We start from the raw sequence: 21,200 nt of genomic DNA, 5'->3' as shown, positions 1-21,200 counted from the left end.
CTTTCGGTCACTATGATATGCTTCAAAAACAGGTTCCACTGCACAATTTTTAATTGCATATGGATAAGTAATTAAATTTTCCCAGAAACAGGGAAACAAATTTTCCTCGCAGTGCGAGAACACTAAAACACATATTAGCATTCTTCCATGAAACAGACGTAATTGCAACCTCGAAGCAGGATGTAATTTTGTGATATTATTGGAATCACTACTAAAAAAGACAAGAAAGTATCGTTTAGCCTGGCAAGCCGAGGCGGACCTCCACGGACGGCTCAAGAACATAGCGCACCTGCTGACCGGCAACTTCGCCAGCGCCTTCATCGGACTGGCCGGCTTTGCCCTGACGGCGCGTGCGCTCGGCCCTGCCGACTATGGGCTCCTGGCCCTGTCCTTCGCCTACACTCGCGGCATCGAGCGCTTCGTCAGCTTCCGTTCCTGGCAGCCGCTCATCAAATACGGGGCGAAGGCCCTTCAGGTCGGCGAGACCGACGACCTCAAGGCATTGTTCAAATTCGGCCTGCTGATCGATCTCGCCACCGCCCTTGCGGGATGGGGGCTGGCGGTGCTGATCGTGCTATTTGCCGGACCGCTTTTCGGCATTTCCGAAGAGATGAGCCGCTTCGTGCTGATCTACTGCGCGGTCCTGCCATTCCAGGTAACCGGCATGCCGACGGCGGTGATGCGGCTTTATGGCCGCTTCAAGATTGTCGCCTATGGGCAGGTCGCGGCCAGCATCCTCAGGGCCCTCCTGTGCCTTGCCGGCGTCTATCTCGGATGGGGGCTGTTCGAGTTCATGCTGCTGTGGATGGCGTCGCAGATCTGCAGCAGCCTGAACAGGACCGTCTGGGCTTTCCGCGAGTTGCGCAAGCAGGGGCTGACCGGCGTCATGTGGGTTCCGCTCGGCGATATCCGGACCCGCTTCCCCGGTTTCTGGAGCTTCTCGCTGTGGACCAACATGGCGCTTATCATCCAAGCCTGCGCCTTCGAATTCGACACGCTTCTTGTCGGTTACCTCGCTGATCCCGGGTCTGCCGGCCTCTACCATATCGCCAAGCGGGTGGCGAAAATCGCGCAGCAGGCGGGCGAGCAGGTTCAGGCCGTGCTCTATCCGGATCTTTCGCGCGTCTGGGCAACCGAGGGGATAGACGAATTTAGAAAGACCGTCAGCCAGACAGCATGGCTGCTCTTCGCCTTCGGCGTCTGCGCCCTCGTCGGCGCGTACCTGACCATTGAATGGGTGCTGCGCGTGACGGCCGGCCCGGGTTTCGAGGCGGCCGCCACTCTCGTCATGGTGCAGTTCGTCGCCGTCATCATGTTTCTTTGCGGCAGAACCCTTTATTCGGCCCTTCTCGCTATGGGACACGAAAAGATCCTGCTGCAAAGCGCGCTTCTTGGGGGCGTCCTCTTCCTCTTCACGGCAATCGCCCTCATCCCACGTGTCGGTGCCGTGGGCGCGAACGTTGCGCATATCGTGATGTCCGGCGTCTGGTTTGTGCAGATGGCGATCGCCTATCGCCGCAAGCTGGACACTAAGCGGTGACCTTGGGTAATCGGGTTTCCGTTTGCCGGGCTCAGCGTCAGTCAGCCTGACCCGCCCCCTATCGACGCGAGCGAACTCATGTGTCGCACTGACCTTCGACGAGTTTACGCCGACCTGAGGAAACAAGAACATTGCCCAAGCGGCTGCACCGGACGCCGACGTTAGCGACGATCACCGCACACCGAAAGCTGCTTCGACACGAAGCCAGGCCAACGCGCGCTCGAACGAGCCGGCAACGGACGCGACTGTCGAACATAATGACTTTCGCAATTTGACGATGGGCCGATTAAATGACCGACTTAGGCGGCTTTGGCCGTCGGCGCTCGCCAGTTGCGAGGGCCCTTCCCACCCGGCCTGACGGCGGCGCCTACTCCGACCGGTCGCAGTAGTTCATGACGCTGCCGAGAATAACCGCATGGTTCAGTGACAACCGTTGCTGAACATTGGCGAGCTGGCGATCCGTCGTGCCGCCCGAGCGGCAGACCAGAATGACGGAATCGACGTGCGACGCGAGCCAGATCACGCCTTCGTTTTCTTCGACGGCCGGCGCGTCGACGATGATGAGATCGTAGCTGTCGCGCAGTTCGGCACAAAGGACATCGAGGTTCATCAGGCCGGGCCGCACCGAAATGAACTCAAGGTGGGGATAGGCCGGCGACGTCGCGATCCGGCTCTTGATATCGACTTTGCCTTCTAGCGGCGCCGTGATGGCGGTATCCTTGGTGTTGGCACCGGCAATGTTCGGCGCGCTCTGCGCCGACATGTCAAGGTCGATGACGATCGGGCGCAGTCCGTCGACCTTTGCCATTGTCGCCATGCCGAGCGCAACCGTAGTCTTGCCGTCTCCAAGCGCCGGCGAGCACAACATCACCACCTTGCCGCCCGCCTCATGGTCGATCGTAAGCCAGGCCATGCATAGCGTGCGCATGGCGGTCGCCGCCGGCGACTCCGGATTGTTCAGCATGTAGTGATAAAAGGCCGACGCATTCCGCAAGCGCTTGCGCATATCGGGCACACTGGCAAGGTTCGGACGGTTGAGCAGTTGCTCGGCGTCGCGCGGCAGGTACAGCCTGCTCTCCAGGGAGTCCGAAATGATCACCCCCACGACCGCGAGCAGAACGGCCCCGATGCTGCCGGCGACGATCACTAGCGTGTTATTCGGGAACGTCGGTTTCGTCGGCACTTCCGCATAGGACGCGATCCGTGCGGTCGGCTTGTACTCGCCTCTTTCGGGGTTGAGTGCGCCCAGCCTGAGCACGATCTGGTCATAGATCGCCTGTTCCGACTGAAGGTCGCGGGCAAGTTCACGCCGACGGATTTCGGCAAGGTTGCGCCCCTGGACCTTGTCCTGCAGCGCGCTCAGTTCCGTCTGGAATTTTTGGGCGCGCACTGTTGCCACCTTGGCATTGTTTGCCAGTTCGTGCACGAGGCGCTGCGCCTCGTTGCCGATCATGGTGCGCACGGACTCAAGCTCGTTTGTGGCGTCGAGGACCAGCGGGTGGTTCTTGCCGAACTTGGCGCCGAGCTGCGCACGCGTGCGCTCGAGCCGCGCCTCTTCAGCACGCAACTGATCAAGCTGCGTCGAAATCAGCGCACCGCCGGCCAATTCCTTGCCGTCCGCAGACACCAACTGCTTGGCCTCGTTGTATTTCGCAACCGCGCCCGCTTCCTCGACGCGCAAGGTCACATATTGCTCGTTCAGCTGTAGCATGCGGGCTCTTAGAACATCATCCTGCGGATCGAAGGTCAGGTCGCTGTCGCGGGCAAAGGCGGCGATATCGCGCTCCATGCCAGCAATTCGGGTGGCGCTGTTGGCCATCTCGCCGCGCAAGTACGCAACCGTGTTGTTCGTGGCCTCTTCGGTCTTTTTCGCCGTCCAGGAGAGATATTGCTCGGCGAGCGCATCGGCGATCGTGGCCGCTTTCAAGGGGTTCGATTGCACCACGCGGATCGTCAGCGCGAGGCTTTCCCCGGTACGGGTGACGACATAGGAGTTCAGCAGCGTCGAGATGGCGCGGTTGCGCTGCACGTTTTCCGAGATCAGCCGCTCCTTCTGGGTACTTTCTTCCGGCGTGCCGAAAATGAGCTCGGAGATGTTGGCGAAGAACGACTGCAGGAACGTCTCATGATCGCTGCGGATTTCAGGCAGGTAAGTGTTGAAATCGGGATCGTTGACCAGGTTGAGCGCATCGACGACGACGCCCACGAAGACGCGCGAGCGGATCACGTCCAGCTCCGTTTCCATCACCGACCGGTCGCGTTCGAGCTTGCGCAATTCGACCTGCGCCTCGTAGGGGCGGACGTCGTTGCGGTCGAAAACGATGGCCGAAGCTGCGGTATAGGAGCGCGGCAGCAATGCGGCCGTTAACAGCGTCGCAAGCAACGCAGATCCCAGCAGCGAGAAGAAGACGACGCGATACCGGCGGAAAAGCTCGAACAGATCGCGGATGCCATATCCGCGCGGCGCAACGCGCGCCTCCCGATACTGAACCGCAGGCATTTGGCCTCGCCCTGGAGGCGCTTCGACTTTGCGATCGATGGTCAGCATGAGAGCCCTAACATATAAATTTGATAGAAATACCTGACGTGAAAGAAGTATAAGCACGCCCGCACATAAACCGCGCGGCAATCGACAACGCCACGCAGGTAAAATACTGACATAGAAATAACATTCAAATTTAGAAAACTATATTATACGACGTCCGGAAGAGCAATAGTTGGTTGCTATCGAACCACGGAACGATTTGACCTGCACGGTTGACAGACATTCTCGGGCACTTCCGGGCCGCCGCAGAAGAGAACCCGTGGGCCACCTCTACTTCGGGTAGCGACCGGCAATCCGCTCCTGCGACAACCATTCCATGAATTGATCGAAGCGCATGCTCCCATCGGTCGAGGCAGGCTCCCAGGCGTCATTCACGCCGACGACGCCGCCAAATTTTTCCTCCACGCTATCGGCCATTCCATCGAAGTCCTCGTCGCCATACGCATGTGCCTCTCTAATCGCGGGGATCTCGCCAGGCGCAACCACCATGCGCCCTGCTCCCCTCTCGCCTTGTGCACCCATATCCTTGATCCAGGCGACATCGAGATCGTCGCGGGGAAACGCACCGGACTGGCCACGAACCTCTTCATATGCCTCACCGGCTGCAAGGAGCGTATCAACCGCCAAGGGGCAAGGCGGACGGTTCACCACGAATTGGTCTGTTCCCGGCGAAAGCAATTGAAGCGACTTGGATGGCGGCGCCCACAACACATTGCCGCTCTCGTAGATCTGAGGCTGGCCGGCGCTTTCGACGTTCTGCCATTTGATTGCGTAGGTTTTCTCGACCGTGCTCGGACCCGCCTTGAAGTAGTTGCCGACGTAGGAAATCGGCGTGCCGCCCGGATACTGCGAGAACACCTCGCCCCACTCGGAACGTGCATTGAAGAACACGTTGTTGACAATCTCGATGCAGGATTTTCCGTAGTGGTTGTTGTCGGGGTTCCGGTCATTGTTGGAAATGCAGGCGTTCCGCCAGAAGGTAATGTTCTGCGGGACTCTGGGATCGGCGCCGAGAAGGGTGCACTTGCTGTGCTTGTTCAGCCCCTCGGCAAAGATCGAATTCGCGATGGTGATGTCGGTCGTGTTGGAATAGGTGCTGACGTTCTCGTCGGTCGCCCAGGACATCGACGTATGGTCGAAATAGACGCGCTGGCTGTTTTCGATCACCGCCGCGTGGACGTTTTTGACGGAGTTCGGCAGCCGCGGCCGAATGCGCAGATGCCGGACGATCACGTCGTGCGTCTGTTTGGCAACAAGCGGGGTATGCCTTAGTTCGTCATTCGTCTGGTCGATGGTCAGCAAAATGCCACCGCCCGGCGCTGTCTGCCCGAGGATCGAGACCGAGTTGCCATCATCACCGATCACGAGCGAGGATTTGAGCCGGATGATGCCGGACACGCGAAACACGCAATTTCGAGCTCCAGTCGCCTCGATGCATTCGCGCAGCGTGCCCGGGCCAGAATCCTCAAGGCTCGTCACCTGGATGATGCGGCCGCCGCGGCCGCCCTGCGCCATCTTGCCGTGCCCTTCGGCACCGGGAAACGCGACCATCTGTGGCTCGCTGGCGGAAGCCGCGACACCCAAGAAGGCGGAAAGCAGGGCAAGCGTGCGCGCACCATGCTGAAAAGCCTTTGCGCGTCGAGTCTGTTGCTGGAAAGACCGAGAACCGAAATGGCCGGCCGGCTGCGGCGCACCTGGCGATGTGCGCGGCATGAAAATTTCAATCGGCATATAGTTACTCCCAAAGCCTTTTGGCGAGGCCCCGCTCCAGAAGCTTGAAAACGCTCGTGCAGGGCAATTCATTCCGCCCTATATCGTCAATCAAAAGAATATTTTTCGCGCAATTCGGGGCGAAGCTTTCCACTTTTGTTATAGTTCGTCAATTCGATTTATTTGCATCACCCGAATTAGGTATATAACTCGCGCTTTTGACCTCTCGAAGTAGCATTGAGACGGTGCTACAGTCTTGCGATATTTAGTTTACTTTCGGGACCTCGTTTCGTGTCTCAAAAAGCCATTACCGTCGGATTTCCATTTTCGGGTGATGATATCGGGGGGAGCCATATTTCCGCGCTCAACCTCATATCGTCGTTTGATAGGGACCGGATAAACCCCATCGTCTTCGTGCATCATCCGCGCAGGGCGCTTTCCAGATATCTGGACGAAAACAAGATCGACTATGTCACGATCGAGGACATCGACATCCTCTCGCCGCAACGGGATCGTCCTTTCGCGACGCAATCCTTCTCGGCGCTGCGCTATCCGATCTCGATTGTGAAGATCATCAAACTCCTGAGACGGCACAAGATCGACATCGTGCACACCAACGACGGCGCGATCCATACCACCTGGGCGCTTCCAACTTACTTGGCCGGCGCCAAACTTCTGTGGCACCACCGTGGCGACCCCCGCGCCCGGGCGGTCAACATGCTTGCGCCGCTTCTTGCCAAGCACGTGGTCACGGTTTCGCGATTTGCGCAGCCGGCAAAGCCGTTGCTCCCGCTTGAGGGGCGTATCTCGGTACTGCACAGCCCCTTCCGGCATCCGGATCAGGTCCCCGATCGGGAGGAAAGCAGGCTCGCGCTGGTGCGCGAACTCGGCCTGCCGGAGGAGACGCGGTTCGTCGGCTACTTCGGGCTTCTCAACGAACGCAAGCGCCCTCTCCGTTTCGTCGAGGCGGTGCACGCCTTTCACCGCAGCAATCCGGATTTCCCGATAGCCGGCCTGCTTTTCGGCGCACCCGAACAGGCAGGGCCGCGGCTCGACCTTGAGACAGCAGAACGCGCGCGCGCGCTCGGGATCGCCGACAAGATTCACCTCATGGGATTTCGCCATCCGGTCGCGCCCTATATGTGCGCCGTCGACATTCTCCTCGTGCCGGCTATGAGCGAGCCGTTCGGCAGAACGCTCATCGAAGCCATGATGTACGGCACCCCGGTCGTCGCCACCAATCACGGCGGAAATCCCGAAGCGATCGAGAACGACGTGACCGGTTTTCTCGTCGAGCCGGAAAACCCAGAGGCTTTCGTCGCCCCGATGGAGCGCCTGCTGAAAGACCGTAACGAGTGGCAGCGCATCAGCGAAACGGCACGCACATCGACGCTCGCCGCCTATGGCATCAAGCCCCATGTCGACGGCATCGTCAGCATTTATCAGCGAATTCTCGGAAGACGGCCGTCCGACATCTCGGCACACGCCGCGCACTGAGCACACCGACAGCGGAAAGAAAGAGAACGACATGCAGCTCTCGGATATCGATTTCCTGATCATCGGCGCCGCCAAGAGCGCGACCACCTGGCTACAGCAGTCGCTGCAGCAGAACCCTTCCGTCTACATGCCGGATCCCGAGCTCCACTTCTTCAGCCGCAACTTCGAAAAGGGCGACGGCTGGTATCTTGGGCAGTTCGAGCCCAAACCTGAACAGACCATCGTCGGCGAGAAATCCAATTCCTACCTCGACGAGCCGGAAGCAGCTGCCCGCATCAAGAAGGCGCTGCCGCGCGCACGGCTGATCGCGCAGCTGCGCAATCCCGTCGACCGCGCCTATTCCGACTACTGCATGCTTTATCGCCGCGGGGAAGTCGGCACCGACATCACCCGGTATCTCGATCCACGCCAGGCAAAGGGAGGACGTTTCCTGGTCGGCGGTCTCTATTGCCGCCAGCTCGAAGCCTATCTCGATCTGTTTCCAGCCGAAAACCTGCAGGTTCTCCTCTATGAGCATATGCGCCAGAACCCGCAGGCGCATCTCGACGCGGTCAGAGGCTTTCTGCAGCTGTCCTCGCCGCTTTATCCGGTCGTCAACAAAGTCAAGGACAAGACGGTGCCTGTCGTGCCGCCGAAGCTGCGCCGACTTCTTCAGCCGCTAAAGCCGATCGCGGCACCGTTCCGCAGCAACCCCATCGTGAAGGGCCTGCGCTCGATGGTCGCCCGCGAACTCGACTATGTGCCGCTGCCGACGGACCTGCGCAACCGGCTGGTCGAATTCTACGCGCCGGAAACCGAAAGGCTCGGCGCGCTTCTGAAGCAGGACCTTTCAGGCTGGCTGCAGGCGGCCGCCGGTAGCGCGCGACCAGCGGCCTGATGCAGGCGCCTAGCCCTCGGCGCGCCGCCCAAATCGCAGACTGAGAGCGAGCGGTACGGCCACCAGATAGACGGCGACGACCGACAGCCAGATGGCGCCTGGCCATTCCTGCCTGAAGACGAAATAGAAGCTCGAGAATGCGAGCGGACTGACAATCGATGCCAGGCTTACCGCCGACGCCAGCACGCCCTGAAACTGGCCTTGCTGGGTCTCATCGACCTGTCGGGTTGCAAAGGACTGCAAGGCCGGCGCGCCGATGCCGCCAAGAACGAATACCGGCATGATGGCGAAGATCATCCAGCCTTCCGTCGCAAATGCCATGACGACCAAGCCAACGCACGCGCCGGCAAGACCTGTCAGGATCGTCGCGCGTTCGCCGAGCCTTCTCACCGCTGGCGCCGCAATCCCTATCTCCGCGCACGCCTATAACATGAGATTTGAACTCCACTATTGCGCTTGGCTCTGTGGCCCGCTATCCCGGTGCCCAGCGCCGGGCACCGGCCGGCTCATCGCCCGTGGCCCGCCGAACCAAATCATGGAGAATTCGACGCTCGACCGATCGGGTCATCGCCGTCCCATGTTGATGGAAGGGCACCCCGGTCCTTTCGCTGATTTGGAGGCCGGGAGGCCGTACTTTTCCCGGCTCCGCTGCCGCTTAGGCAACCTGCGCGTCGGGCTCTGCGTCCGTGGCCAGCACGACCGTATTCCTACCCATGCGCTTGGCTTCATAAAGCGCGTCGTCTGCTTTCTGCAGCAGTCGCTCAAGCGTCGTATCCGCGGCGATCGCCGACGCTGTCCCGAGGCTCGCGGTCACGCAGCCATCGGTCAGGCCGCGATGCGGTATGCGCAGCCCTTCGATTGCAGACCTGATCCTCTCTGCCATCGCCAAAGCCTGCAGCGGCTCCCGTCCGGGCGCCAGCACCAGTATCTCCTCGCCGCCGAAACGGAAGACGAAGGCGGCCTCGTCGACGGCGGCGCGGATGCACTGCGAGACTGCGCGGATGCAGGCGTCACCTTCAATGTGGCCATGAACGTCGTTGAACCGCTTGAAGTGATCGATATCGAGCAGAATCGCCGAAATTGCGGTCTCCCCCGACGCTTCGTTCCACAGCATGCCGCCGATCCGCGCCAGCGACCGGCGGTTCAATAGCCCCGTCAGTTCATCCCGTTCGGCGTTGCGTTCGAGTTGCTGGCAAAGGAGGCTGCCCCTCAACTGATTGAGAAAATTCTGCCGGTCCTTCTGTTCCAGAAAATAGGCACTCACCGCCAGGAAGATCGACAGCGTCAGATAGAAGGTGATGATGCCGGAATAGGTTACGTCGTCGAAGGCGCCGGTCAGGTGCGTCGTGGTGAAGTGCGACCCGCACATCAGCGCAAGCCCCGCAAGAACGGCAAAGAAACGCGGCCGGAGCGCGATGACGAAGAACAGGAAGGCAGCGGAATTGCCGTTCTGGTAGACGAAAAGGTAAGGGCTGGCGCTCTGCGTGGCCACGGCCATGGGCAGGGTCACGCCCAGCACCGCGATCGCCACCGCCAGGACATCGTAAAGACGGGCATCCGGCCAGCGCCGCACCGCCAGGATGCAGGCGATAACGAAGGGCGTGAACACCAGGAAGCGAACGGTGAACAACCCGGTGAAGACATCCGGCAACATGGTGTGGTCGCCGAAATAGACGAGATCGTAGATAAAGATACCGATCACGCCCCAGATTGCGGCGAGCCGCACGCGCTCTGCCGCATAGTCCTTGCGGACGAGCTCTTCTATTTCGGGCGAAAAATGCAGATAGCGAAAGCCCCGCGCGATCTGGCCTTCTACCTGGTCTAGCGTCACAACGCCCATCGCCTATTTCCCGAACAGCGGAAAGACTCGCTACAGACTAACAGAGAAAGCTGAATATTCGTCTAAAGTTAGAACGGTTCACTGCCCGGGGCGCGCGGGCCGGCCTGAAGCGACGTCACGCCTCGGGAACCTTGATCAGCACCGTCCCTGCCGCATCGATCGGCCGGCCATCCTGCGTGCGGATATCGAGCTTAACCGGCAGGCCCGTTTCCTTCTCGACCAGCAAAGAATGCTCCTCGCCGGGCTGGAACAAGTGCCTTTCGCCGAACTGCCGCAAGGCGACCATGACCGGAAAGAGGTCGCGGCCCTTCGCCGTCAACTGGTACTCGACCCTCGTTTTCGCCTCGCCTGCCGGAACCGTTTCGAGAATGCCGCGCTCGACAAGCGTTCTCAGGCGGTCCGTCAAGATGTTCTTGGCAATGCCAAGGCTCTTCTGAAAATCGCTGAAGCGGCGGACGTCATCGAACGCATCGCGCACGATCAGCAGCGACCACCAGTCACCGATCGCATCCAGTGATCGCGCGCTGGGGCAATAGTCTTCCTTCAGCCGTCTGCGGGCCACCATGCATGATCTCCATTTGGATTTTTGGTTGCATTATGAAACCAAAATGATATCCATTCCTTGGTTTCATTATTAAACCATAACAAGGAATACGTCCAATGGATGGTAAAATTGCTGCGGCGCCGGCCGGCGCTGCGAACGATGTCCCGTGCCCGGTCGCCAGCGCCCGCCCGGCATCGCGGCTGACGCGTCCGATGATGACGCTCTTTGCCTTCGCCGCCGGCCTCGCGGTCGCCAACGCCTATTTCGCCCACCCCTTGCTCGACGTGATGGCCGCCGATCTCCATCTGTCGGAAACCCGCGCCGGCCTGATCGTCGGCGCGACCCAGCTCGGCTACGCGCTCGGCCTGATCCTGCTTGTCCCCCTCGGAGACATTTTCGATCGCCGCAAGATCATCATCTTTCAGTCGCTGCTGTCGGTCGCAGCCCTTGGCTTCGTCGCCCTTTCAGCCACCGTCGAAATGCTCATGGTCTCCATCGCCGCAGTTGGCATGCTTGCTGTCCTCACGCAGGCGCTGGTGGCCTATGCGGCCAGCCTCTCTCATCAGGCGGAACGGGGTCGGGTGGTCGGATTTGTCACCAGCGGCATCGTCATCGGCATTCTTTCGGCTCGCGCCGTCGCCGGATTTCTGACCGATCTGGCCGGCTGGCGGGCGGTCTATATTGTATCCTCTGCGCTCACCTTTTTGATCGCTCTGTTGCTTTACAAGCTGCTGCCGGATCAGCAGCGGGAAACGAGCAAGCTCCGCTATCTCCGCCTCGTCGCCTCCACCTTCACGCTAATCGCCCAGGAGCCGGTTCTGCGCGTCCGTGGCATCATCGCAATGCTGATCTTCGCCAATGTGACGACGCTGCTCACCCCGCTTGTCCTGCCGCTGAGCGTGCCGCCCTTTTCACTGTCGCATACCCAGGTCGGCCTCTTTGGCCTGGCAGGGATTGCCGGAGCACTTGCTGCCTCTCGCGCCGGACACTGGGCCGATCTCGGATTCGGTCAGCGCACGACCGGTATCTCGCTGGCGTTGATGCTCGCCGCGTGGTTGCCGATTGCGCTGCTGGACCAATCGCTCCTGTGGCTCGTTGCCGGCGTCCTCGTCCTCGACTTCGGCCTTCAGGCGGTGCACGTGACGAACCAGGCACTGATCTATCGCGTCCGTCCGGAAGCCCAGAACCGGCTCACCGCCGCCTACATGCTCTTTTATTCGCTCGGCAGTGGGCTCGGATCTTCCTTTTCTACCATCGCCTATGCCTATGGGGGATGGCATGGCGTCTGCCTGATGGGAGCGGCACTCAGCCTCATAACCCTGCTGTTCTGGTTGATAACGAAACCCGCAGGTCCGCGAGGCGGCGCGATGCTGAACGGCTAGCTTCGCCACCACGCGCACTACGCATGGCCGCCCTCGGCGGGAGGCGGTCATGCTTTTGGCCCGCCAGCCCTCCCCCGCTTTGCCAGACGTCTCGACATCATACGCGCCGACCGCACGGAACCCTTCCCCAAACCGGGCGTTTAGGTTGCTTGAGCGTCATCTATCGGGGATCAACGCAATGTCAGACGCCGAAAACACGTCCGACAGCGATGTAGTAGCCAAGGGAAATGTGTGGCCGGCATCTCACGACGAGATGCGGTCGTTGATCGACAACTTTGACTGGTCGCCGACCCCTCTCGGACCGATGGAGAATTGGTCGCCGACGCTGAAGATTATGATCCCCTTCCTCCTGCGCAACCGGTTTCCGCTCCTGCTGTGGTGGGGGCCACAGTATGTCTCGATCTACAACGAGGCCTATCGCCCTGTGCTCGGCGCCAAACACCCCTGGGCACTCGGCAAACCGGTCAGCGAATGCTGGAGCGAGATCTGGCATGTCCTGAAGCCGCTGATCGACACGCCCTTCAATGGCGGTCCTGCCACCTGGAACGATGACATCGAGCTCGAAATCAATCGGCACGGCTTCCTGGAAGAAACCCATTTCACCATCGCCTACAGCCCCGTGCCGGACGAAACCGCAGAAAACGGGATCGGCGGCGTGCTCGCCACTGTGACCGAAATTACCGAGAAGGTGATCGGCGAGCGCCGTATCGTCGTCCTTCGGGATCTTGCTTCTCGCTCGGGCGATGCACGATCGCCCGACGAGGCCTGCGCGATCGCAACGGAAACATTCAAGAAGCACGAACGAGACGTGCCCTTCGCGCTTCTCTACCTCGTGGAGCCCGGCCGCAAACGAGCAAGGCTTTCCGGATTGGCAGGCCTTAAGCCGAATCACGCGCTGTGCCCGGCAGAGGTAGAGTTGGCGCTAAAGGACAGTTCTGCAGGTTGGCATTTCGGTGCCGACCTGAAACCCAGCCTTGTCGATGATCTCGGACGCCGTTTCCCGGCCTCCGCGAGCAAAAACCATCCCAACCTGCCGCATACGGCGGCCGTGCTTCCGTTGCCCGCGGCCAATGCCCGCGATGCCGCCGGTTTTCTCGTGGTCGGCATCAATCCTCGCCTGAAGCTCGACGAGCACTACCACGATTTCTTGCATCTCATGCGAGCGCAGATCGCCAGCGCCATCGCCAATGCCCAGTCCTATGAGGACGAGCGTAAACGTTCCGAGGCACTCGCGGAGATAGACCGGGCGAAAACCGTCTTCTTTTCCAATGTCAGCCATGAGTTCCGTACGCCGATCACGCTGATGCTCGGTCACATCGAGGACCTGCTGGCCCGTAGCGGAGAGCGTCCGGACGATCACGACCGTCTGCTCATTGCCCATCGCAACTCGCTGCGCCTGCTCAAGCTGGTCAACATGTTGCTTGAATTCTCGCGCATCGAAGCCGGGCGCCTCCAAGCACGCTTCGAGCCGACGAACCTTGCAACGACGACGGCAGAGCTTGCCAGCGCCTTTCGATCGGCGATGGAAATGGCCGGGCTGAACCTGACCGTCGATACGCCGACGCTGCCAGAACCGGCCTATGTCGATCGCGAGATGTGGGAGAAAATCGTCCTCAACCTGCTCTCCAATGCCCTTAAATTCACGCTCAGGGGCGATGTCGCCGTCAAACTCGCGGACGATGGCGACAATTTCGTCCTGACGGTCCGCGATACCGGCATCGGCATTCCTGCCAACGAGATGCCCCGCCTTTTCGAGCGCTTCCATCGCGTCGAAGGCGCAAGGGGTCGCAGCCAGGAGGGCTCAGGCATCGGGCTCGCCTTCGTCCAGGAATTGGTGAAACTTCATGATGGAACGGTCTCGGCCGAAAGTCGCCTCGACGAAGGCACGACCATTAGCGTGACAATCCCCAAAGGCAGTCGCGCTCCTGCGCATCACCGCAACGGCAATGGCGAGGATCGCTCGTCGACGACCGTCGGCGCCGCGCCGTTCGTGGAGGAGGCGCTGCGATGGCTGCCAGATCATCCGTCCTCGGATGCGGGTCTGCCTGAGGTCGACCCGGCGCCGCATCCGCCGGAAAAACGAAACGGCAGCCGCCGAACCCTGCTGGTCGTCGATGACAACGCCGATATGCGCGACTACCTACGCCGCCTTCTCGGCGCGCAATACGATCTCAAGATCGTTGGCAACGGCGAAGACGCGCTCGCCGCCGTCGGGTCGCAAAAGCCGGACCTGATCCTCACGGACATCATGATGCCAGGCTTCGATGGGATCGAACTGCTCAGGCGCCTGCGCACGGACGCGCGTACCAACACCGTGCCGGTCATCGTTCTGTCGGCGCGAGCCGGTGAGGAGAGCCGTATCGAGGGCATGCAGGCGGGCGCGGACGATTACTTGATCAAGCCCTTCAGCGCACGCGAGCTTTTGGCCCGGATCGAGGCGCACCTGAAGATGTCGCAGTATCGCATGGAAGCCGCGGAGACCCTGCGCGCGAGCGAAGAGCGTTTCCGTGCTCTGGTCACCGCGAGTTCGGATATCGTCTACCGCATGGGTCCCGACTGGCACGAGATGCGGTTTCTGCAAGGCAAGGACTTCGTTGCCGACACCGACGAGCCAAGCGACAGTTGGCTCGAAACTTACATTCCGCCTGAAGACCAGACGCTGATGCTCGCGCGCATCGGCGATGCCATCGACAACAAGGCCGCTTTTGAAATGGAGCACCGGGTCATTCGCCGCGACGGCGGCCTTGGATGGACCCATTCGCGCGCCATACCGATGCTCGACAGCAACGGGGACATCGCCGAGTGGTTCGGTGCGGCGCGTGACATCACCGACCGCAAGCGGGCTGAAGAGACCCGGAAACGTCTGCTCAGCGAGCTCAGCCATCGGGTCAAGAACATGCTCGCGTCCGTCCAGGCGATCGCCCAGCATACGTTGCGCTCGGCCAAGAACCCCGCCGACTTTGCCGCCAGCTTCAGCGGACGCCTGCAGTCAATGTCGCGCATGCACTCGCTTCTGACCCGAACGGCTTGGGAAGGGGCTGACCTCGGCGACATCATTCGCGATCAGCTCTTGTGGGGAACTGCCGACGAGCGCCGAGTCACGACCTCCGGACCACCCGTGCGTTTCGATGCGCAGACGGCAACGCATATGGCGATGGTCCTGCACGAACTCGGGACCAACGCAGCAAAACACGGTGCGCTTTCCTTAAGCAATGGAACGGTGTCGATCGATTGGAGCGTGAGCGACAATGCGCTTTGTCTCAACTGGACAGAACAGGGCGGACCACCACTCAAGACGCCGCTCGGTTCAGGCTTCGGCACCAGCCTGATCGAGAAGGTCGCGACGGGCGGCGGCGGAAGCGCCCGCCTGACGACCGAGGCAGATGGCATGCGCTGGGAAGTGCGGCTGCCGCTCGAAGCCCATGTTCCGCCGAGTACCCTGTCCAACTTGGAGGAGCCTGTGAGAGAAGCACCGGCGGCCGATGCCCCGGCCGCGTCGACGAAGCTGAAGGGAAAGCGAATATTGGTGGTGGAGGATGAAGCGCTGATCGCCTTCGAAATTGCCGCGATTCTCGAGGATGAGGATGCTGAGGTCGCCGGACCGGCGGCGACACCCGGCGATGCGCTACGCCTGATCGACGAGATGGCGCTGGATGCCGCCCTGCTCGACGCCAATTTGCGCGGCCAGCCGGTTGACGCGATCGCCACTGCATTGGCCGACAAGAAAGTCCCCTTCGTCTTCGTATCCGGCTACGGTCGCGAGGCACTGCCCCCGGGCTTTGCCGACACCGCTCTGCTGGCAAAGCCGTTCAACCCTCGACAATTGCTCGAGGCCGCGGCCCTGCTCGTCACCGAGCCCAAGGCCATCCTTCGTTTCCGGCACTGAGGGAGCGCGCTTGATCGAGCCTTCTTTCCTTCGGACACCGTTGCATTTCGGCTCGCTTGCGGTAGCTTTTCAGAACGCCCCGCAAAGCAGCGGCGGCGTTTCGCAACGTGTGGCCATCACCGATGCGGTTCCACTTCGGGTTCGTGGGAGCGATCAATATGCTGGTCGACAATAGTAGCGCGAACGCCTCCGAACAGCCGTATCGCGAGAGCGAGGCGCGGTTCCGCGAGATCTTCGAAAACGCCGGCGTCGCGGTGTGGGAGCAAGACTTCTCCGGAGTCTGCGATCTGCTGGATCAGCTTCGCTCGGAGGGCGTCGAGGATCTGCGCGCCCACCTGAAGGCTCACCCCAACCGCCTGGACGAAGCGATCGCGCAGGTGCGTATCGTCGACGTCAATCCTTTCACCGTGGAACTGTTCGAGGCCACCGAGAAGGACGAGTTGCTGCGTTCGCTCTCGAACGTTTTTCTGCCGGAAACGGCGCCGATCTTCTTAGAAGAACTGATGGCGCTCTGGCAGGGCCACAGGCGCTTCGGCAGTGAAGCCGTCGTGCAGACGCTGCGTGGGCGGCGGCTGGATGTGGTCTTCACCGTCACCTTTGAAGGCGCACGCTGCGAACGCACCTATGTCAGCATCCTCGACATCTCCCAGCGCAAGGCCGCGGAGCGCCGTCTGCAGGCGGTTGACCGCATAGCCAAGGCGATCGCCAGCAACCTTGATCTCGATCACATAGTTCAGACGGTGACCGACGCCGCCACCGAGCTTGCCGGGGCGAAGTTCGGCGCGTTCTTCTACAATCTCGCCGACCCGGACGGCGAGCGCTACACGCTCTACACCCTCTCAGGCGTACCGCGCGCGGCCTTCGAAAAATTCCAGTTGCCCCGCAACACCGCCGTATTCGAGCCTACCTTTCGCGGTCTCGGCATCGTACGCTCCGACGACATCCGAACCGACCCGCGCTACGGACAGTCCGCACCACATTTCGGCATGCCGAAGGGGCACCTGCCGGTGGTAAGCTACCTCGCGGTTCCCGTGGTCTCACGGTCCGGTGATGTTCACGGCGGGCTCTTCTTTGGCCATGATCTGCCCGGCGTCTTTACCGCCGAGACCGAGGCAGCCGTTACCTCGATCGCCGCGCATGCCGCGATCGCCATCGACAACGCCCATCTGCTCAAGGCGGCCGAACATGAACTGATGGTGCGTCGCACGACGGAACGCGCCGCCCAGCAACTGGCGGCAATCGTCGAATCCTCCGAAGATGCGATCCTGTCGATGGATTTGAACGGCATCATCACCAGTTGGAACATCGGCGCCGAGCGCCTCTACGGCTATACGGTCGAAGAAGCGGTCGGAAGCCCGGTCACGCTGCTGATCCCGGAGGATCGCCTCGGCGAAGAACTGGAGATCCTGGCAAAGGTTCGCGCCGGCCAGCGCGTCGATCACTTCGAAACTTTCAGACAGCGCAAGGATGGCGGGCTCATCCCGATCTCGCTGCGGATCTCGCCGATCCGCGACAATGCCGGCGTGGTCATCGGCGCCTCAAAGATCGCCCGCGACATCAGCGAGCGCCGGCAGGCCGAGCAGCAGAAGGACCTGCTGATCCAGGAGATGGCGCACCGGGTGAAGAACCTGTTTATGGTTTCAAGCAGCGTCGTGTCGCTGAGCGCCAAGGCCGCCGCATCTGCCGAAGAGCTGGCGTCTGCCGTCGTCGCGCGGTTGGGGTCGCTGGCGCGCGCACACGTGCTCACCTTGCCGACGGCGGATCGTGACGGCGCAGGCGAAGGCCGAGCGAACCTACAGGCGCTACTTTCGACATTGCTCTCGCCCTATGACGGCGAAACGCCACAGGGCCTTCGCCGGGTCACGACGCGAGGCTGCGATCTTGGCATCTCGCGCGCCGCGATTACCGGCTTTTCGCTGGTCGTGCACGAGTTCGCCACCAACGCCGCCAAGTACGGCGCCCTCTCGACCGCCACCGGTTCCCTCGACATCGAATGCATCGATCGCGGCGAAACCTTGGAACTCAATTGGACCGAACAGGGCGGGCCTCAGGTAACCCGGACCGAGACCGAGGGCTTCGGCACCAAGCTCGCCAAACTGACGATCGAAAGACAGTTCGGCGGCGAAATTCTTCGCGAGTGGCACTCGCAAGGCCTGATCATACGCCTGATCGTCCCCAAGGATCGCCTGCAGCCGCCGGAGTGAGGGCGCCTCACAGGCCGCAGCCGCGATCGATGGCCGTGTGCACGTCCTCCCGGCTTGCGGCCATTATGTCCCACTGGAGCGTGCGTTTGCGCTGAATGCGATCCTTACGGGTCTGATCGGCTCTTTGACCGTTGCCTGGTCTGCCCGCTTGCGCCCGTCTGGGTTCTTTTCCCTGCCGTTTAAACGTCAAAAAGCCCGCTGGATTTCTCCATGCGGGCTTTTTTTGATTTGGTTGCGGGGGCAGGATTTGAACCTGCGGCCTTCAGGTTATGAGCCTGACGAGCTACCGGGCTGCTCCACCCCGCGCCATCGCGGTAAACCGCTTTGCGGTTTATCCGCTTATTCCGGGTTTTGCCGGAGGCAAAATCCCGTTGTTTGTCTGTTCCGAGCTTAGCAAAACAAAAGGGCCGCTTGGTGGCGGCCCGTGTTTCGGCTGGGCCGAGGCATGAAGAGAAGGTGATCTTTGTTTTCCGGATTTTCTTGCGCTTTGCAGACCTGGCAGCGACCTACTCTCCCGCGTCTTAAGACGAAGTACCATCGGCGCTGGGGCGTTTCACGGCCGTGTTCGGAATGGGAACGGGTGCAGCCACCCCGCCAGAACCACCAGGTCGGCAAAGCGCAAGATTTGCGTCTAGCGGACGCAAACCGGATGAGAAGCTGGTGAGGTCGGCGTAAACCGCTTGCGGTTTATCGCCTTCACTCGTTTTGTTTTGAACACGTCGCTCATCTGAAGATGAGCATGAGCAATGGGAACGATCAAGCCAATCGAACGATTAGTACTGGTAAGCTTCATGCGTTGCCGCACTTCCACACCCAGCCTATCAACGTGGTCGTCTTCCACGGTTCTCAAGGGAATACTCGTTTTCAGGTTGGTTTCCCGCTTAGATGCCTTCAGCGGTTATCCATTCCATATATAGCTACCCTGCTATGCCCTTGGCAGGACAACAGGTCCACCAGAGATATGTCCATCCCGGTCCTCTCGTACTAGGGACAGATCCTGTCAATATTCCTACACCCACGGCAGATAGGGACCGAACTGTCTCACGACGTTCTGAACCCAGCTCACGTACCGCTTTAATTGGCGAACAGCCAAACCCTTGGGACCTGCTCCAGCCCCAGGATGCGATGAGCCGACATCGAGGTGCCAAACAACCCCGTCGATATGGACTCTTGGGGGTCATCAGCCTGTTATCCCCGGCGTACCTTTTATCCGTTGAGCGATGGCCCTTCCACGCGGGACCACCGGATCACTATGACCGACTTTCGTCTCTGCTCGACTTGTCAGTCTCGCAGTCAGGCGGGCTTATGCCATTGCACTCGACGACCGATTTCCGACCGGTCTGAGCCCACCATCGCGCGCCTCCGTTACTCTTTCGGAGGCGACCGCCCCAGTCAAACTACCCACCATACACTGTCCCGGATCCGGATAACGGACCGCGGTTAGACATCCATGACGATAAGGGTGGTATTTCAAGGATGGCTCCACAAGAACTGGCGTCCCTGCTTCAAAGCCTACCACCTATCCTACACATGCCGACACGAATGCCAGTGTAAAGCTATAGTAAAGGTGCACGGGGTCTTTCCGTCTGACCGCAGGAACCCCGCATCTTCACGGGGAATTCAATTTCACTGAGTCTATGCTGGAGACAGCGGGGAAGTCGTTACGCCATTCGTGCAGGTCGGAACTTACCCGACAAGGAATTTCGCTACCTTAGGACCGTTATAGTTACGGCCGCCGTTTACTGGGGCTTCGATTCAGAGCTTGCACCCCTCCTCTTAACCTTCCAGCACCGGGCAGGCGTCAGACCCTATACGTCGTCTTGCGACTTCGCAGAGCCCTGTGTTTTTGATAAACAGTCGCTACCCCCTGGTCTGTGCCACCCCAACAGACTTGCGTCCCTTGGGGTCACGCTTCTTCCGAAGTTACGCGTGCAATTTGCCGAGTTCCTTCAGCATAGTTCTCTCAAGCGCCTTGGTATACTCTACCTGACCACCTGTGTCGGTTTCGGGTACGGTCTATACGGTGGAGCTATTTCCTGGAACCGCGTCCCCGCCCACACAATCCAATAAGTGTGAACAAGTTAAGCGATCCGTCACTACCACCAGGCCCACGAATATTAACGTGGTTCCCATCGACTACGCGTGTCCGCCTCGTCTTAGGGGCCGGCTAACCCTGCTCAGATTAACTTTAAGCAGGAACCCTTGGTCTTTCGGCGAGAGGGTCTCTCACCCTCTTTATCGTTACTCATGTCAACATTCGCACTTCCGATACCTCCAGGACCCCTCACGGGTATCCCTTCACAGGCTTACGGAACGCTCCGCTACCACACGTCTTGCGACGTATCCTCAGCTTCGGTGCATGGCTTTAGCCCCGTTACATTTTCGGCGCAAAGACCCTTATTTAGACCAGTGAGCTGTTACGCTTTCTTTAAATGATGGCTGCTTCTAAGCCAACATCCTGGTTGTTTTGGGATCCTCACATCCTTTCCCACTTAGCCATGACTTGGGGACCTTAGCTGGAGGTCAGGGTTGTTGCCCTTTTCACGACGGACGTTAGCACCCGCCGTGTGTCTGCCGACTAGTACTCCTCGGTATTCGGAGTTTGGTTAGGATCAGTAAGACGGTGAGTCCCCATAGCCCATCCAGTGCTCTACCCCCGAGGGTATTCGGTCGACGCACTACCTAAATAGTTTTCGCGGAGAACCAGCTATTTCCGAGTTTGATTGGCCTTTCACCCCTAACCACAAGTCATCCCAATCTATTGCAACAGATGCGGGTTCGGTCCTCCAGTTGGTGTTACCCAACCTTCAACCTGCTCATGGCTAGATCACTCGGTTTCGGGTCTAATGCGACGAACTGAACGCCCTGTTCAGACTCGCTTTCGCTGCGCCTTCACCTATCGGCTTAAGCTTGCTCGTCACACTAAGTCGTTGACCCATTATACAAAAGGTACGCTGTCACCCTTGCGGGCTCCAACTGTTTGTAGGCATCCGGTTTCAGGTTCTATTTCACTCCCCTTGTCGGGGTGCTTTTCACCTTTCCCTCACGGTACTTGTTCGCTATCGGTCATGCACGAGTACTTAGGCTTGGAGAGTGGTCTCCCCATGTTCAGACAGGATTTCACGTGTCCCGCCTTACTCAAGGACAATGAGTGTTCTACGTGTAAGGGGCTATC

General features: G+C 60.1%; 10 protein-coding genes, 1 tRNA gene, 2 rRNA genes and 1 pseudogene (1 of these 14 cut by a window edge). 6 read left to right on the top strand and 8 right to left on the bottom strand.

The genetic code is table 11. The features are described from left to right. The first annotated feature begins 190 nt into the window (after positions 1 to 190). Positions 191 to 1,540, top strand: coding sequence for a lipopolysaccharide biosynthesis protein (locus OVA00_RS06465; protein ID WP_234824584.1), 1,350 nt, complete (start codon positions 191 to 193; stop codon positions 1,538 to 1,540). 367 nt (positions 1,541 to 1,907) lie between these two features. On the opposite strand, the gene OVA00_RS06460 is transcribed toward OVA00_RS06465, so the two are convergent. Both OVA00_RS06460 and OVA00_RS06455 read right to left on the bottom strand, forming a co-directional pair. Then, the gene (locus OVA00_RS06460; RefSeq protein WP_192372658.1) at positions 1,908 to 4,040 is read right to left on the bottom strand and encodes a GumC family protein; all 2,133 of its coding nucleotides are present in this window, start codon (positions 4,038 to 4,040) and stop codon (positions 1,908 to 1,910) included. A 315-nt stretch (positions 4,041 to 4,355) separates the two neighbouring features. After that, a complete protein-coding gene (locus OVA00_RS06455; RefSeq protein ID WP_268088374.1) occupies positions 4,356 to 5,816 on the bottom strand; it encodes a pectate lyase family protein in 1,461 nt (486 codons plus the stop codon). Positions 5,817 to 6,209: 393 nt separating this feature from the next. On the opposite strand from OVA00_RS06455, the gene OVA00_RS06450 reads away from it, so the two are divergent. Both OVA00_RS06450 and OVA00_RS06445 read left to right on the top strand, forming a co-directional pair. After that, complete coding sequence (locus OVA00_RS06450) at positions 6,210 to 7,292, top strand: glycosyltransferase family 4 protein (RefSeq protein WP_326494116.1); 1,083 nt, start codon at positions 6,210 to 6,212, stop codon at positions 7,290 to 7,292. Positions 7,293 to 7,323: 31 nt separating this feature from the next. Then, positions 7,324 to 8,169 (top strand): sulfotransferase family protein, encoded by an 846-nt coding sequence (locus OVA00_RS06445; protein ID WP_112976837.1) that lies wholly within the window; start codon positions 7,324 to 7,326, stop codon positions 8,167 to 8,169. Between the two features lie 9 nt (positions 8,170 to 8,178). Here the strand turns inward: OVA00_RS06445 and OVA00_RS06440 are convergent. The 3 genes and pseudogenes from OVA00_RS06440 to OVA00_RS06430 form a co-directional block, all read right to left on the bottom strand. Then, positions 8,179 to 8,568: pseudogene (locus OVA00_RS06440) on the bottom strand (MFS transporter); the annotation flags it as partial. A 256-nt stretch (positions 8,569 to 8,824) separates the two neighbouring features. Beyond that, complete coding sequence (locus OVA00_RS06435) at positions 8,825 to 10,009, bottom strand: GGDEF domain-containing protein (protein ID WP_268088372.1); 1,185 nt, start codon at positions 10,007 to 10,009, stop codon at positions 8,825 to 8,827. Between the two features lie 115 nt (positions 10,010 to 10,124). Further along, on the bottom strand, positions 10,125 to 10,574 hold the full coding sequence (locus tag OVA00_RS06430; protein ID WP_089045712.1) for a winged helix-turn-helix transcriptional regulator: 450 nt from the start codon (positions 10,572 to 10,574) through the stop codon (positions 10,125 to 10,127). A 95-nt stretch (positions 10,575 to 10,669) separates the two neighbouring features. Here OVA00_RS06430 and OVA00_RS06425 point away from each other — a divergent pair, with 95 nt between their 5' ends. The 3 genes from OVA00_RS06425 to OVA00_RS06415 all read left to right on the top strand — a co-directional run bounded on the left by OVA00_RS06425 (position 10,670) and on the right by OVA00_RS06415 (position 18,025). Next, positions 10,670 to 11,935, top strand: a complete 1,266-nt coding sequence (locus tag OVA00_RS06425) for an MFS transporter (protein ID WP_268088371.1) — start codon at positions 10,670 to 10,672, stop codon at positions 11,933 to 11,935. A 253-nt stretch (positions 11,936 to 12,188) separates the two neighbouring features. After that, complete coding sequence (locus OVA00_RS06420) at positions 12,189 to 15,821, top strand: response regulator (RefSeq protein ID WP_442780465.1); 3,633 nt, start codon at positions 12,189 to 12,191, stop codon at positions 15,819 to 15,821. Between the two features lie 158 nt (positions 15,822 to 15,979). Next, positions 15,980 to 18,025: a PAS domain S-box protein gene (locus tag OVA00_RS06415; RefSeq protein WP_162741151.1), complete on the top strand. Its 2,046-nt coding sequence runs from the start codon at positions 15,980 to 15,982 to the stop codon at positions 18,023 to 18,025. A 229-nt stretch (positions 18,026 to 18,254) separates the two neighbouring features. Here the strand turns inward: OVA00_RS06415 and OVA00_RS06410 are convergent. The 3 genes from OVA00_RS06410 to OVA00_RS06400 all read right to left on the bottom strand — a co-directional run. Continuing rightward, positions 18,255 to 18,331, bottom strand: a tRNA-Met gene (locus tag OVA00_RS06410). Positions 18,332 to 18,518: 187 nt separating this feature from the next. After that, positions 18,519 to 18,633: ribosomal RNA gene (gene rrf, locus OVA00_RS06405) — 5S ribosomal RNA — on the bottom strand. A gap of 144 nt (positions 18,634 to 18,777) precedes the next feature. Continuing rightward, positions 18,778 to 21,200: ribosomal RNA gene (locus OVA00_RS06400) — 23S ribosomal RNA — on the bottom strand; it runs 373 nt beyond the window's last position.

The organism is Ensifer sp. SL37 (assembly GCF_026672675.1).
GTDB classification, from domain to species: domain Bacteria; phylum Pseudomonadota; class Alphaproteobacteria; order Rhizobiales; family Rhizobiaceae; genus Ensifer; species Ensifer adhaerens.
The sequence above is the reverse complement of the archived record's forward strand: the minus strand, read 5'-3'. Positions and strand labels throughout refer to the sequence as shown.

What these genes read in the sequence shown, in the direction of transcription:
- OVA00_RS06445 (WP_112976837.1), top strand. Translation starts at nt 7,324, where the DNA reads ATGCAGCTCTCGGATATCGATTTCCTGATCATCGGCGCCGCCAAGAGC.
- OVA00_RS06415 (WP_162741151.1), top strand. Translation starts at nt 15,980, where the DNA reads ATGCTGGTCGACAATAGTAGCGCGAACGCCTCCGAACAGCCGTATCGC.
- OVA00_RS06430 (WP_089045712.1), bottom strand. Translation starts at nt 10,574, where the DNA reads ATGGTGGCCCGCAGACGGCTGAAGGAAGACTATTGCCCCAGCGCGCGA.
- OVA00_RS06455 (WP_268088374.1), bottom strand. Translation starts at nt 5,816, where the DNA reads ATGCCGATTGAAATTTTCATGCCGCGCACATCGCCAGGTGCGCCGCAG.
- OVA00_RS06435 (WP_268088372.1), bottom strand. Translation starts at nt 10,009, where the DNA reads ATGGGCGTTGTGACGCTAGACCAGGTAGAAGGCCAGATCGCGCGGGGC.
- OVA00_RS06460 (WP_192372658.1), bottom strand. Translation starts at nt 4,040, where the DNA reads ATGCCTGCGGTTCAGTATCGGGAGGCGCGCGTTGCGCCGCGCGGATAT.
- OVA00_RS06420 (WP_442780465.1), top strand. Translation starts at nt 12,189, where the DNA reads ATGCGGTCGTTGATCGACAACTTTGACTGGTCGCCGACCCCTCTCGGA.
- OVA00_RS06425 (WP_268088371.1), top strand. Translation starts at nt 10,670, where the DNA reads ATGGATGGTAAAATTGCTGCGGCGCCGGCCGGCGCTGCGAACGATGTC.